Origin of the sequence: Xanthomonas vesicatoria ATCC 35937 (genome assembly GCF_001908725.1) — a bacterium.
GTDB classification, from domain to species: domain Bacteria; phylum Pseudomonadota; class Gammaproteobacteria; order Xanthomonadales; family Xanthomonadaceae; genus Xanthomonas; species Xanthomonas vesicatoria.
Genome location: NZ_CP018725.1, coordinates 4,276,665 through 4,290,843, shown reverse-complemented (window position 1 = coordinate 4,290,843; position 14,179 = coordinate 4,276,665). Strand labels below are relative to the sequence as shown.

Below are 14,179 nucleotides of genomic sequence, written 5' to 3'. Positions count from 1 at the left end.
GTCGTTACTCGTCGTAAGGGCGGATGGAATCGGGGACGACCCGCGCGCCTTGCTGCTGAATCAGCTGCTGCACGTTCGGGTCGTTCATGAAGGCGGATTCGGCTGCGCTCTGGCGCTCGCCTTTCTGCCGGTTGGCGCGCTCATGCAAGGTTTCGACATCGGCACTGCCGGTTTCGATCACGATACGCGGCGTGTCTCCGAGCACCGGTGCCAGCGCCTGTGCCAGGTTGGCGATGGAACGCTCGGAATTGAGATATTCGAAGCCAGGCGCCAGCGCCAGCCGCAGCACGCCATCGCGATGGCCGATGAAGGCGGCATTGGCGGCGAGCTGTCGCGAGGGACCGTTCAAGCCGCTGCGGGTGACCAACTCCAGCCACTGTTCGGCATCGGCAATGCGGCCGTCGTCGATCAACGTGCTCGAGTCGCTGGTCGGCGTCGATGCAGACAGCGTTGCTGAAGCTGGCGTAGCCTCGGCGGACGCAGGTGCAAAGGGCGCTTCTGCACTGATCTCTTGCGGTACGGGAGCAGCGGCGGCTGCAAGCACAGGCACCGACATCGGCGCCGCAGCAACGGCATCCGGCGGCAGTGCCATTGCAGATTCAGGCGCAAGCACCGCCGTGTCGGGCGCGGGCGCAGCATGCGTACGTACCGGCGCATCGTCCACCGCCCACGGCGGCGCGTCCTCGGCGCGCGCAGCGGCAGACGAGCGACCATCGAGCGACGGCTCAGCCGCAGCAAGCACCACAACCGGTGCCGCGGCGACTGGTGCTGCCACGGGTGTCGGCGTTGGTGCGGGTGTTGGTGCGGGTGTTGGTGCGGGTGTTGGCACTGGTGCCGATATCGAAGCCGATGTTGCCGTCATCACCGGCGCCGCAGCAGGTACTGCTTCAACGACCTCGACCGGCTTGGCAGCCACTGCAGCCGCAGCCGTCACCGGTGCCGCCGCCTGCATGCCCGCAGCGGCCGCGCGGACGCCGCCGCCCGCGCTGGCACCGCGTCCATCGTCGCTGCTTCCGGCAGGCACCGCCGCAGCGGGGCGGAACGCCAGCATGCGCAGCACGGCCATCTCGAAGCCAGCCCGCGGGCTCGGCGCCAGATACAAGTCGCGGCGCCCGTTGAGTGCCATCTGGTACCACAACTGCACGACCTCCGGCCGCAGGTGCGCCGCGAACGGGGTTGGGTCGATACCGTCGCCGACGAACGCCACCGATGGCACCAGCTGCTGCACCTGCACGCGGTGCAAGGCCTCGGCCAGGGCTTCCAGCACCCCGCTCCAGTCCGGCGAAAATTCCGCAAGTGCGGCGACCACCTGCAGCAGGCGCGCGCCATCGCCGTCGGCCAGCGACTGCAGCATCGCTCCGACCTGGGTGCGGTCCACCGTGCCCAGCATCGTGCGCACCACATCCTCGCGCAGCGCACCGCCGGCATAGGCGATCGCCTGATCCAGCAGCGACAAGCCATCGCGCAGCGAGCCATCGGCCGCCTTGGACAGCTGCACGATCGCCGACGGGTCCGATTCGATGTCTTCGGCGGTCAGGATGCGGGTCATCTGGCCCTGGATCTGGTCCTCGTCCAGGCGCTTGAGGTTGAACTGCAGGCAACGCGACAACACCGTCACCGGCAGTTTCTGCGGGTCGGTAGTGGCGAGCAGGAACTTCACGTGTTCCGGCGGCTCTTCCAGGGTCTTGAGCAGCGCATTGAACGCCGCCTTGGAGAGCATGTGCACTTCGTCGATCAGGTAGACCTTGAACTTGCCGCGCGAGGGCATGTATTGCGCGTTCTCGATCACCTCGCGCACATCGTCCACGCCGGTGTTGGAGGCCGCATCGATTTCCAGCAGGTCGATATAGCGACCGGCATCGATGTCCAGGCAGGCCGGACAGGTGCCGCATGGGTCGGCACTGGTGCCGGTCTCGCAGTTCAACGATTTGGCGAAAATGCGCGCAATGGTCGTCTTGCCCACGCCGCGGGTGCCGGTGAACAGAAACGCGTGGTGCACGCGCCCGCTGTCGAGCGCGTTGGTGAGCGCGCGGACCACGTGTTCCTGGCCCACGAGTTCGGCAAAACGCTTCGGGCGCCACTTGCGGGCGAGAACGAGATAAGACATCGGGCAACCAGCTTGTTCTGAGCCGATATTGTGCCACGGTGCGTCTCACCGGCTGCGCCGGGAAGATTCAGCTTGTGGTACGGGCCGGCGACCGCTAGAATCTGCGGCCCTGTTAGACCCCGGTCATGCAGGTACGGAGAGGTGTCCGAGTGGTTGAAGGAGCACGCCTGGAAAGTGTGTAAGCGTCTAAACCGCGCTTCGGGGGTTCGAATCCCCCTCTCTCCGCCAGACATTGGAACTAAGCCCCTGATCTCAAGGGGCTTTTTTCTTTTTTGCCCGGCCTAGTATGCCATCCAGTATGCCACAGCAAGTTGGCTGTGGTTGGGGCTCTTTGCGCGGCGCTGTGCATCACGAAGCGGCGGAAACTCACCTCGACTGCACCAGCCACTGCCTTCATACAAAACCTGCCCTACTCCAGCTTGATGCACTTGGCCCACCGTACGTTGCCGCGGCTGCCTCACTGGCCCTTTGCTGACAATGGCCAGCCCTAGCTCGACAGGAATTTCCGAAGAGGTTTTTGAATTACTTGCGGAAATCCGCTCCTTATTCAATTTCCTAGTATTTGCCCAGCATGTTCCGGAGGATGGCCATCCCGGCTGTCCCGATCGAGGACAAGTACATGCCAGCTGGCACCGTTAATGAAATGGCCGCGAAGTTCACCGCGGCGTACCACACACTCAAAGACAAGAAAGATACCGAACGGCTCCTTACGCTTATCAAGCCGATGATCCTGACCGCAAAGGTGGACGGCATCAGCGACAAGGAGTTGATTGACCTGATCAATGCCTTGGGTCTGCGAGAGAAGTTCTACCCCGCGAAGCTCAAGGAGCTGCGCGGCCGACTGGACAAAACTGAATCGGATGTGCCCGCCAGTAGCGAAGATGGCCCACCCGCGAACGATGGTTCCATCCATCCGCTCGCAACCGCGCCCAGCGGCCGTCTTGAGGGAGCCGCGGCATGAACATGCTTGCCCAGCTCACAACCGTCCCAGTGCCCGACTACAATTTCGGCATGCTGCCAGCGCTGGCCGCAGCTGCTGCAAAGGCAGTGTGCGCCAAGGTCCCAGAAGCCTGCCCTGCCATGGTCCGAACGCACATGCTGTCGGTGTTGTCCTCCGCGGTTGCTCCTCTCTACACAATGTCGCCGCCCAACTGGACATCCATTCCCATCGGCGTCAACACGCTGTGCATTGCCGATGTTGGTGGAAGTAAAAGCCCGATGCATGACTACCTGATCCCGCCGCTTGAAGACCACGCGCGAGACAGCTTCGCTCGGTATGAGGTAGCCCGGACCGAAGCGAGCGCGGCGTCGGCCGAGAAAAAGTTCCATATCAGACTCCTGGAGGCCGAGATCGCTCGCTGCCGGCGCAAGCAGGAGCCCGCGCAGGACCTTCTTGCAACATTGGCCAAGCTGCGCCGCGCGGCCACGGCGCAGCCAAAACACCGTCCGCGCCTCGCGAGCAACATTGACCTGGAAAGTCTGCTGCAACAGCTAGATGGCAAGTATGAAGCAGTGGATTTCCTTACCGACGAAGGTGACAAGCTGCTGAGCTCCAGCTTGATGCGCCACGTGTCGGTTCTGGTTGATCTGATCGACGGCAAGCTGCTGGAATTTCGTCGAGAGAAGAAGAAGCATCTCTATGCCAGTCAACCACGCGGCACGTTCGGCTTGCTGGCGCAGTTCGCAGCGATCGAACCGTTCCGCCCCCGGTGCAAGCGCAATGAGTACACCGAGCACCAGGCCGTCAGGCTCGGCTTCTTCGCGCGTTTCCTCGTCTGCGTCGCCCAGCCGTCGCCCATGAGCAATCGATACGCACCCGCGGGCAACGATGACCAGGCTCTTTCGAATCTCCACGAGGCGCTCAAGGAGCTTTACGACCTGCACCAGGACAACCAGGAGGCCGGTGGCATTGCCCCCATCGAACTGGCGTTCGCACCTGACGCGCTGGGCTACTGGGACGAGCTGTGCCGCATCACTCACAATCTCAAGTTCGGACAGCTCGCTCACATCGCCGACTTCGTCTCCAAGATGCTCAACCTGACCGCTAGGCTGGCTGCGGTGCTGCATGTTTGGGAAAGCCAAACCCAATACGTCTCGATCTCCTGCCTCCAACGTGCCTGGGAGCTCGTCTCCTGGCATGCCACCCAGTACGAACGCGTGTTCGTGCCGCCACCTCCCCTGCCCCAACAGGAGGCCGACGTGGAAGCAGTCATCGAACATCTCCAGGCATCCCGCTTTTCAATTGACTACAAAGAAGTTCCAACAGAGCCTATCGGCTTGTTGTTGAACATGCCGAGCAATCGTCTACGGGCCGCCCTTCTGCGCATGGAGCAGCGAGACCTGATCGAACTGTGCGGCGGCAAGACCACATTCATCAACTGCACCAAGATGTTCTCGCGATCTCGAAACATCACTTGGCGATGAATTCAAAGCCTAAAACTGCCCTGCACCACCCGGCGCAGGGCAGTTCTCTTCCCTCTTTTTTTGACTAATCCGCCGTAGCCTTCATCAGCGCATCGCGGGCATCGGAGTAGAACTGGATGTCGATCTTGGTCGCCATGTCGTCTGACAAGTCGACCAATTGGCGTCGACACGCCACCGGCATCAGCAGCGATGCTGCGCCTTTCTCGACCGCGATCTCGGCAATCGTGACGGCGTTGTGGACAGGTTCGAGCGATCCTCCAAGGTTGATCTCGCCAACGATGATCAAACCGCCCCGCACGTTTCGCTTCAAGAGCGACGTGCACAAGGCAACCAGAGAAGCCACGCCAAGCTTCGCCCCGGACTTCGCTGCATCAAAAGCCCGCAGCTGGACAGTAAACTCGTGCTGTCTTGGATCTTTGTCGCCGACCAGCTGCATGGATCTGGCGTACAGGTTCTGCTCGGCGAAACCAATGCTCTCGCGGAACGCAGGCGGAATGGGCTTGTTGAGCACCTTCACACCTGACCCAGGACCTTCGTTAACCTCAATGCGGTAGAGGCCGGAGCCTTCCTCGCCGCCGCCCGGACTGATTGTCCAAACCTGACCTGGCTCCAGCGGATCGCCGCCGATGCTGTTTTCACTTTGCAGCTCCGGCGTAGAGACGAACTTCTCGACCCCGTCCGCGTCCATGATGTAGCTGAAGTGCGTATTGCGAAACTCGGCAGCGCCCACACGCTTTTGCTGCTCTTTGACTCGGCGCCGAACCTCCATCGCGATGCGAACGGCCCACTCAAGATCCTCGTCGGGGACCGGGACATCAGCGCTCGGGTACAGCAGCTTGAGCAAGCCGCTGACCGTCTTGTTGATCGCATTCGTATCGCGGCCAGACAAGGCGCCGCCAAAGAAAACGCGGCTCTGCAATTCGCTCACGCGACTTTGACTACGCAGCTGGCTCCAGCACTCGGAAAGGAAATCGCTGACCAAGCCAAAGTGGTTGGTCACCAACTCCTTGTTGATCTTAGGTACGTCCCACCCAGGTAAGAACGCGTGGATGCGATCCATGAACGCGGTGTCATCCCGCATTTCTGGCGGCATCGGCCCAAAAAGGTGGCCGATGCGCTGCTGGTACTCTACATCGACATCGAAGTTGCCGACCATCACGATGCTGCCATCGGCGCGAATGCTCTCTTTGCCTCGACTGAACTCACCGGACTCCATGTAGCCCTTCATGATATTCACGCCGTCCTTCTGATCGAAAGAGATGCCTGACACCTCGTCGAAGCAGACCACGTCGTACTGGCACACCAAGCCTCGACGGCCCTTGGCGGTGTTCTCCACGAACATCTTGGCGACAGTGGCTTTGCCACCTGAGATGAGGTGGGCGTAGGGCGAAACCTGCTGGAACAGATGGCTCTTGCCCGTGCCGCGTGGCCCGAGTTCAACCAGGTTGTAGTTCCGTTCTACGAAAGGCACCATGCGCAGGAAAAGGGCATTTCGCTCGCGGTCGCTCAGCCCACCTGACTCAATGCCGATGGATCGGAGCAGAAAACACTTCCATTCTTCGGTGGTGAACGACTGACGCGCCTTGGCCAGGGTGTCCAGCACGTCACGCTTGGACAGCTGAATTTCCCGAAGCGAGGTGATCCCAAACGGACGCCCCTTGGCTTCCTGTGCGATCGCTACATCGAATGTCACGCCCAGCTCGGCATAGAAGCCCCCTGTGAGCATGCGTTCGTGTTGGTTGACCAACTCGCTGCTAATCCGCACATCCGTCAGGCGCAGGCTCGGCAGGCTGGCGACGTACTCGCCTTTGTTGTCCACGCGTGCCGTCACAAGATCGATGATCTTCACCTCGCCAGTTTCAAGCGCCCTGGCCTTGAACAGTTCTTCTTCGCCGGCTCGCACCGTCCTGGATTTCAGCTGACGTTGAACAATCTCCAGCCCTTCGTCGATCTCCTCTTGATCGATGCTGGCGCAATATCGCCCAAGCATGAACTCGACAACGTAGGTCGGCACGGGAAATTGCCGACTGAAGGTGCGCACCAAGTCTTTGCGGACTAGATACCCGTCCAGCTCCGAGGCGGCTTTCCTGTCTATCTGATCAAGTTCAACCATTCGTCACGCTCCGCCGATCACGGTGTTCGCTTCGGCCACCAGTTCGCCAGACGCGCTGAGCAGGACCAAAAATGCCTCGAACCCCTGCAGTTCTTCGTTCTCAACAACCACCGATGCGGCGCCGTTGTCCTTAAGTGGCTTGATGCTTACGACCACACTGGTTGTGGGGTCGCCCGCGCGCGTACGAATGTCGAGCAACAGGCTCGCGTACTGGCCGTCCGCTGCCACCGTGCAGCGCAAGCCCCTCCAGGCGATGTCCGTCACCTGGGCGGCTTGCCTGACTGATGCGTTCGCGCCTCGGGTCACGATCAGCTCTAAGGTGAGACATTCTTGAAGACTCAATCCACCATGGTTGTAATCCACCGATTTTCCATAACACCCCACGCCGTCAGCAAGAGCGAACTGCTGATTCGGGTTCCAGAACCAGGGGTACAAGCGCTCATTGGTGGAAGCGCCTGACTTGATCGAGGCGCAGCGCCCCCACTTGTTGTCCGTGAGGTCCTTTGACATCTGGATGGTTGGCAACTTGCCCGGCATAAGTAGCCAACCGTGATCGGTCACCACCTTGATGCGAGTCCAGCCTGCGGCCAACAACGCAGCAATACGTTCTGCGATTTCGCCAAGAAGTGGGTCGATGTGTTTGGCCAATTTCCAGCCGCGAACATGGCCCTCACTGTCGATATCGCCGAATTCGCACCAAGCGTTGCCGTGCCCGTCACCGTTGTCTGTTCTGTCCAGAACCTTCCAGTTGTCGGCGCTCAGCAACTTCTTCAGGTGATAGCCGCCTTTGAGCGATTGACCCGTAGCGGCGACACCGGGTTCAAAATCGTCACAGTGATCACTGCCGCTGATTTTGCTGCGCACTGGGGACACGGCGGCTTTGCCGGTTGCAGTGACGCTGGGCAAGGCGGCCCAGGTCATCGCTTCCGCAACCTGGTAGCCACTCGCCTCCAGGGTTGCCGAGAGCCGACGCGCGGCATCAAAGCGAAGGCCATCCACAAACAGAACGCATTCTCCATCGACCCTATAGAACGCAGGTGCCTCAGCGATCCTTCCGCCCGGATACACCGATCCAGAAATCACCTGCTGCAGGTATCTGGCGGACTCTTCCAGCCACGGTAGATAGATCGCGCGTATCGCCGACGTCACAGCTTCAACGTCTACTGCCTTGTCAACACAGGCCAGAGCCAACAGCATCGCGTCGTCAGCCCGCCAGCCCTGGGAGGCGTAGCCTAATTGCATGTCTGAAACCGAGCCGGCAGCCAAACTAGTTTTAGTAACTTCAGCCACTAAGGCCAGGTGCTTAACCGCCAACGCGAGCGGCGATTCCCCAAGCTCAGCCCAGACCAACTCGCGGCGCGGTCCGTGAGCCTTCTCGATCTCCAGCACCCGCTTTCTTGCTTCGTGCGCAGGAAGGTGATTTAGCGCCAGCAGATCATGCTGGAGCGACTTTTCCTGCTCTTCGTTCCATTGTGGCCAACCGCTCAGCTTCTCTCCCGGCGCGTCGAAGATCCCCAGCTGTGGCGGCTTGCACTGGCGTATTCGGTTCGGGATGTGGGGGTAGCGCTGGGGCGCTTCGCTGTACCGCTCCCACACCGAATGCCAGGGCCCTTCACGCATCGCAAGCTTGCTGGCCCCCGCTAATACCCCCTCGGCCTGAGGGTTGAACGCAAGCTGTGACTTGCAGACCTCCACAAAGGCCGCCCACTCGTTTGCGCCGCGCGTGGTTTGGAACGCTTCGCCCAGATCCAGCCACTGCAGCAGGTCGCGTACCGGGTCGCCACCGGTCAGCAGGGTGTTGAAGTAGTCCTTATCCAGCCGCTTGCCCTTCAGCAGCTCGCGTTCTTCATCCAGCAGCCGGTACAGCGCCAGTTGCATGGCGTTCTTGGCATCGTTGTCCTGGGCCATATCCAGACCCATGCCGCCTTGGTCGGACTTCAGGAAAGCCATGATGGTCCAGTCCTTGGCGTTCGCCTGTGACCAGATCACGCCCCTGTACTGCAGCTCGGCCAAGGGCTTCAAGAGGTCCGGGCAGTCTTCGATCGCTCGTAGGTCCTGGCGGCTGACGCCAGGCAGGTAGAACACCGGCACGCGGTCGGCTGGCAAAGTGACATCGGGCGCCTTGCCGGCAATCACGCAGCGCAGCCAAATGGCCGGCCCCGTGCGGTTCTCAGGCGTGTAGTCGCCTAGCACCAGCAGTTCCGCCAGCTCACTCTGCAGGCGCGGGATCACAGCCTCCCACTGGCGGTCCTTGTCGGGCCACAAGATGCACGAGGGCGCGACTTGAACCTCGGGGTTGAAGATCGCCGAGTCGCGCAGGGTCTTGACCAGATGTTCGATCACGCGCATGGCTGGCCCTCCGTCATGGCGAAGAGCCCCATCACCTGGCCCACCAGCTTGGACGTCCGCGCATCGATCTGCGCCACGCTCCAGGCCTCGGCCGTTGCCAGTTCGGCGTTCAGCTTGAGCCCGTTCTTGTAGCCCACCTCACGGCCCTTGCTGTCAGTGCGGTCGCGCTTGTCTTTGAAGCTCTTGTTGCCCAGCGCACTGTTGAAGCCCGAAATCGTCAGGTTGCCCAGGTTGTGAACGCGGGTCTCTTGAACGGCCTTGGCCTTCTTCGCATCGCCGTCGGCAATCATGCTCACCCAAGACGCGGGGATGTTGTCGCCCTGTGGGAAGATGTGTTCGATGGTCCACACGAAGAGCTTGCCTTCGTACTTCCACAGATCGACCCAGGTCTCCTTGGTCATGCTTTGCTCGGCCAAAGCGCACAGCACGAACCGGGTGACCCCGGCATTCTCCTCGTAGATGGCGCCTTCAAGCTTGCTGCGGAAAGTTTTGTCGCTGGCCGATACAGCCAGCAGCTCGCTGCGGATATTGGTTACCACGGCATCGCCTGACAGTGCGGCCACCTTGTCGATGATGGCCATGAACAGGCGCGTCAGATCGCGGGTGGGCGGTGTGTCGGTGAGATTGCGTCGAACAAAGAAGCAGACCAGCAGCCGCGCGATCTCTTCCAGCTGCGCCACGTTGATGCCCAGCGCCTCACGACGCACCAGCAGGTACAGCATCAACAGGTAAGACGGGGCGCCCTGAATGCGGTCCAGGTCCTTCAGCGGCTTGTCCAGAGGAGCCCAGGCCTCGTCTGTGTTCCGGGCCAGCATCAGTGCATAAAGCTGGCCAGCGGAACGGATGGCCTGTAGGTGGTGCTTGGCGTCCTGATTGATCAGCTTCTCGTAGATCTGGATCAGGTTGGACCTTGCGGCCACCGGCCCCAAGGGGTCCTTTCTCTTGTCCTCGTCCTTGCGGAACGGTACGTTCAGCGGGTCTTTGAATGCGTTGTAGTAGTGCCGGAAAAAGCGCTCCTGGACACTGTAGTCGTCGCCCAGATACCCCAGCAGCTTGTTCCACACGTCAAAGTAGTGGTCGACCTTGCCGGGCTCGGTGGTCTCCAGCCGTGCCAGCAGCTTGTTCTTGATCAGGTCGATGGCCGTGAGCGGCATGCCCCGGTTATTGAGCGACTCGAACAGCGTGTAAGCGTCGGCGTGGCTGGCCACCTCGATCTTCACCAGGCAGGCCTGACTCACCTTGTCGAGGAAGGCCATGATCGACGCCAGGCGATCGTTCTCGCCCTGCACCATCTCTTCGATGCGACCCTGGAAGTACCGGAAGGCGCGGAAGATCTTGCGATTGCCCGCGTAGGCTGGCGTATCGAACGGGCTGATCACGCCCACGTCGGACAAGACGGCGCGGTAGTCGTTCTGGTTGTTGTTCTGAATTTGCGGGATGACGCGTAACTGGTCGTCTCCCTTCTTCAGCACGAGCTTGCGCTTGAGGTTGATCAGCTCCACGCGCTGGTCGTCGTCTAGGTCTTTTTCGTGCAGTTTCAGCGACTGGTACAACGCAGCGAAGAGCAGCGACAGCGTCGTCAGCCGCTGTTGCCCGTCGACCACCTCCAGCCGCTGCACCGCCAGGGTGTCAGTGGTCTGGTTGATGCAGATAATCGAACCCAGAAAGTACCCGGGATCGTTCTCTTCGACGTCATCGAAAAGCGACTCCCACTGCTCCATCTTCCAGGTGTATTCGCGCTGATAGCGCGGGATCGCATAGACGACCCCTGCTTCGATGTCGAAGAGCTGCGAGACCGGGTAGTTGTTGACCGACTTGATCATTTGGCCTTCTCCCGCGCCTTGCGCTTGTCGGCCAAGCTCAAGTGGTGGTCGTTGATGCGGTCGCCCACCTTGCCGCCGTACTGCAGGCCAAGCTCGTACCAAGGTGCAGACGGCACATCACTGCCACGGTCCTTTTCCCAATGCAGACTCTTTGGTTTGTCTCGCAGAACACCGGCACCCTTTTTTCCGACATCAGCAACAGAAAGGAAGGGGCGGATGTTGAGGCGCACACCATCGTTGAGATCGGGGTTCCAGCCAATGGGCTGCTGCTCAATGGGCTTCCAGCGGACGAAGATGTCGTAGGGCGCCTCACCGGCCAGGATCAACTCCAGGCGCTTCTTCAGTGCATCAGCCGCCGCCAACTTTTCCTGAGCTCCGTCGACGCCGCTCTCAGCATCGCGCTTCTGGCGGCTGATCCAGTCACCCAAGTAGGTGTAGATCAGGGCTTCAAGCGTCTTGTAGTCAAGCTTGTGGTAGCTGACCAAGGCGGCAAAGCCATCGCGCAGGCCGTCCCAGATGTGCCACACAAACGGGCGATTGCCGAACAGTGCGCAGTGCTGGGTGAAGAACTTGTCGCGCAACCAGGTTTCGAGCGACTTGCCGGCGTGGTCGGCGGCCGTCAGCAGCTGTGCCAGGACGTCGTTGCTCCAGTCTGCATCGTAGGCATCCACCAGCAGATTCAGCAGACGGTCGCTGGCTGATGCCTCCCGGCCCACGGGCGGAATGCAGACGATGCCGTCTTTGTCGGCATGACTCGCGAGCGTCTTGCTGCGCGAGACCCATCCCCGCGCCTCATCTGACAACTCCATCTTGTCGTCAGATTCGGCTGGCCAGGTGTAACCGACTAGGCGAGCGACTGCGACTTGCAGCGGGTCGGAAGCTGATCGTGGATGGCCGTGAAACAGCCATTGGGTCGGATCGTCCGAATACGGTTTTGACAAACCAGTAGGGTATTTTTCCTTTGCTACTTGGCTCCAATAGGTCGCGTCGAAGGGAACTTTGGTAAGCGTTCCGGCAGTAACCTTCAGGGCCCGATCAACTTCGCGAACAGCTTCCCGATAGCTTGGGTCCGACACGAACGCCCAGATGGCTGGTATGAGCGATTCGTCTCCTGGAACAATTGGGCAAACGTTATCGTCAAAAACTTCACCCGAATAAAGGAATGGCTCCAATTCCTTCATTTTATTTACAGCAACACCACGCCTCCCCCACACTGCGTTACCCCGTAGCCAACAGCCTAACTGGGCGTTCAGGTTCGGATCGTCTAGACACACGGTGGTAACAAGCGACCTGCCCGACCAAGGTGCTCTAGGGGTTGGTGAATCGACCCAGGGCACATTTGAGGGTTGCAGTCGCGCAATCTGCCAAAACTCAATCAAGAACCTCGGACTATCGCCTGTTGTGCTTCCTTTGCCAAAATCGCCAATATCGGCGAGGAGGCTTCCCGATTGAATATCAGAAAGTGCAACTCGCGAGTCGGGATTGCTCAATTGGTTGGATTGAGACACAGATGCCAATGGCTCAGTTACAAGGTTTTTTGCCTTCTGTTGTGCCGGCCTAGACGTACTGACATCTATTCCCCTGAGCATGAAATTGGGAGTGGGCTGCTTCCGCGTATGGGTCATGAGAATGACGTTTACAACCTCCCCGCCAATTGTTTCGAATGCGCCCGGTCCAAGCCGAACCAATAGATTCCAGAGGGTCGTCTTGAGCAATTTTTCTCGCTGCTTTTTGTATCCTGCGAGAAATAGCCAGTTCTGCGGCATAACAATCTGAGTTACGCCCGCGTCTCGCGCCAACTCCAAACAGCGCTCCAGAAAAACATTGGCGAGATCGTTCTTTGCCTCCTGATAGTGCCGTTCGCAATAGTCCTTTAGAACGTCAGATTGTTTGGCCCGTGAGAGGTATGGGACGTTCGTTATCACCAAGTGATAGCGCGCATCCAAAAGACGCGCAGCTTCAAGCAATCCTTGAGCACTTAGCGCCAGATCCCACCGGTCATCGTCCTCAGCCAGCAGGTTGGCTGGGCGTTCAGTGGCCAAGGCTTTCCGCAACAACGCCCTCAACGTCTCATAACTGGAGGTGGCGAGGTCATTCTTCAGGCTACGTGCCGGGTCCAGCAGACTGCCAAGCAGTGGCGCATCAGAAAAGCTGGCGTGCAGTTGGCGCAACTCTTGACGCACGTATTCAGCGTTGGGGGCTTCGTCTGGAACCAGCGCTTCCCAGTCTTGCGCCTTCGCCGCAACCTTGAGGCCACAGCACGCGATGTTGGGGGCCGGAATCTCTCCAACACCGAGCGGCCTGCCAGATGCATCCGGATAACGCCATGCCTCCAACGCCACCGCGAACACGGCGATCTCCACGCAGCGCGGGTCCAGCTCCAGCCCATGGATGTTCTCGGCCAGCACGCGATTCACCGCCTCCTTGGCCGTCAGACCCTCCGCAGCCATGCGCATCGGCACCAGCATCAGGAAGGCGGCAACCAGGAAGTGACCCGAACCGCAGCATGGGTCGAGCAACTTGAAGTCGGCCAGCGAGTCGGGCCAGCCCTCGAACTTGCCTGCGGCCGGGGTGCCGTCTTCCAGGGTGCGGAAATAGTCGAGGTTCACCGGACATGGCTTGCACGGATGCCGGGTGGCCCACCAAGCGCCGAGCGAGTTGTGCAGCAAGAAAGCCACCATGTACGGCTCAGTGAAGAGCTGGGTGACGGCGGGCAACTCGTCGGCGCCGATCTTCACTTCCGACTTGTTGATGCGTTCCTTGTTGTCGGCTTGCCAGAACTGATACACCCAGCCCAGGCTGTCGCTGGCCTTGAACACGGCATCGGGCAAGTGCTTGAGCAGGCGTTCCAGTTCGCTCTGGTGCTCGGGCGCAAAGGTCAGCTCAAACACTGGTGAGCCGGGCTTGAACACCTGCGGCAGCATGCGGGCGGCCAGCCTGCCGGCTAGCTCCCAGCCGCTCTTGGCGCCTTCGTCGGGCGCCAGCTCATCGCACTCTTCGATGGTGACGGCCACGCTGTCGTACATCAGCAGATTGTTGTCGGCCAGGAAGCGCGCGAACAGCATGCGGTGCCAGTGCTGGTAGGCCACTTCTTGCACCAGGTGCTGCACGGCTTGCTTGCCGTAAGTTGGGTTGGTGCTCTTCGAGTCGCGGGCGTCACCAAGCTGCTTACCGTGGGTGCGCAGGCGGTTGCGCAGCGCCTTCTCGTCATTGCTCAGGAAAGCTTCGGGCTTGTCGTGCCCGACACCCAGTTGCTCCACGGCCGCGTTCGCAGCCGTCTCCGCCACCGTGCGGGCCGCTTTGACGGTCTTTTCCAGCGCGCTGCGCAGGTCTTTGTCGAGTGCTTGCATCATGGGGAATGAG

7 protein-coding genes and 1 tRNA gene are annotated in these 14,179 nt (G+C 60.4%); 3 read left to right on the top strand and 5 right to left on the bottom strand.

Annotated features, from left to right (window positions below):
* Positions 1-4: 4 nt before the first annotated feature.
* Entirely contained in the window at positions 5-2,107 is a 2,103-nt protein-coding gene (gene dnaX, locus BJD12_RS18785) for a DNA polymerase III subunit gamma/tau (RefSeq protein ID WP_058563956.1), read from the bottom strand.
* A 135-nt stretch (positions 2,108-2,242) separates the two neighbouring features.
* On the opposite strand from dnaX, the gene BJD12_RS18780 reads away from it, so the two are divergent.
* The 3 genes from BJD12_RS18780 to BJD12_RS18770 all read left to right on the top strand — a co-directional run bounded on the left by BJD12_RS18780 (position 2,243) and on the right by BJD12_RS18770 (position 4,531).
* Positions 2,243-2,335, top strand: a tRNA-Ser gene (locus BJD12_RS18780).
* Positions 2,336-2,690: 355 nt separating this feature from the next.
* Positions 2,691-3,068, top strand: coding sequence for a hypothetical protein (locus tag BJD12_RS18775; protein ID WP_229003526.1), 378 nt, complete (start codon positions 2,691-2,693; stop codon positions 3,066-3,068).
* Positions 3,065-4,531: a YfjI family protein gene (locus BJD12_RS18770; RefSeq protein WP_005996537.1), complete on the top strand. Its 1,467-nt coding sequence runs from the start codon at positions 3,065-3,067 to the stop codon at positions 4,529-4,531. Before BJD12_RS18775 ends, BJD12_RS18770 begins: the two co-directional genes overlap by 4 nt.
* Before the next feature lie 64 nt (positions 4,532-4,595).
* Here BJD12_RS18770 and brxL read toward each other — a convergent pair whose 3' ends face one another.
* Genes brxL through BJD12_RS18750 form a run of 4 tightly spaced genes read right to left on the bottom strand, consistent with a single transcriptional unit; the run spans position 4,596 to position 14,169 of the window.
* Complete coding sequence (gene brxL / locus BJD12_RS18765; protein WP_005996539.1) at positions 4,596-6,644, bottom strand: BREX system Lon protease-like protein BrxL; 2,049 nt, start codon at positions 6,642-6,644, stop codon at positions 4,596-4,598.
* Positions 6,645-6,647: 3 nt separating this feature from the next.
* Positions 6,648-8,993, bottom strand: a complete 2,346-nt coding sequence (pglZ, locus tag BJD12_RS18760; RefSeq protein WP_005996541.1) for a BREX-1 system phosphatase PglZ type B — start codon at positions 8,991-8,993, stop codon at positions 6,648-6,650.
* Positions 8,984-10,816, bottom strand: coding sequence for a DUF262 domain-containing protein (locus BJD12_RS18755; protein ID WP_005996543.1), 1,833 nt, complete (start codon positions 10,814-10,816; stop codon positions 8,984-8,986). The genes pglZ and BJD12_RS18755 overlap by 10 nt, the downstream gene beginning before the upstream one ends.
* The gene (locus BJD12_RS18750) at positions 10,813-14,169 is read right to left on the bottom strand and encodes an Eco57I restriction-modification methylase domain-containing protein (RefSeq protein ID WP_005996545.1); all 3,357 of its coding nucleotides are present in this window, start codon (positions 14,167-14,169) and stop codon (positions 10,813-10,815) included. The genes BJD12_RS18755 and BJD12_RS18750 overlap by 4 nt, the downstream gene beginning before the upstream one ends.
* Between the last annotated feature and the right edge of the window lie 10 nt (positions 14,170-14,179).

Excerpts from the sequence above, each read along its gene's own strand:
- BJD12_RS18770 (WP_005996537.1), top strand. The coding sequence starts at position 3,065 with ATGAACATGCTTGCCCAGCTCACAACCGTCCCAGTGCCCGACTACAAT.
- BJD12_RS18775 (WP_229003526.1), top strand. The coding sequence starts at position 2,691 with ATGGCCATCCCGGCTGTCCCGATCGAGGACAAGTACATGCCAGCTGGC.
- dnaX (WP_058563956.1), bottom strand. The coding sequence starts at position 2,107 with ATGTCTTATCTCGTTCTCGCCCGCAAGTGGCGCCCGAAGCGTTTTGCC.
- BJD12_RS18755 (WP_005996543.1), bottom strand. The coding sequence starts at position 10,816 with ATGATCAAGTCGGTCAACAACTACCCGGTCTCGCAGCTCTTCGACATC.
- BJD12_RS18750 (WP_005996545.1), bottom strand. The coding sequence starts at position 14,169 with ATGATGCAAGCACTCGACAAAGACCTGCGCAGCGCGCTGGAAAAGACC.
- pglZ (WP_005996541.1), bottom strand. The coding sequence starts at position 8,993 with ATGCGCGTGATCGAACATCTGGTCAAGACCCTGCGCGACTCGGCGATC.
- brxL (WP_005996539.1), bottom strand. The coding sequence starts at position 6,644 with ATGGTTGAACTTGATCAGATAGACAGGAAAGCCGCCTCGGAGCTGGAC.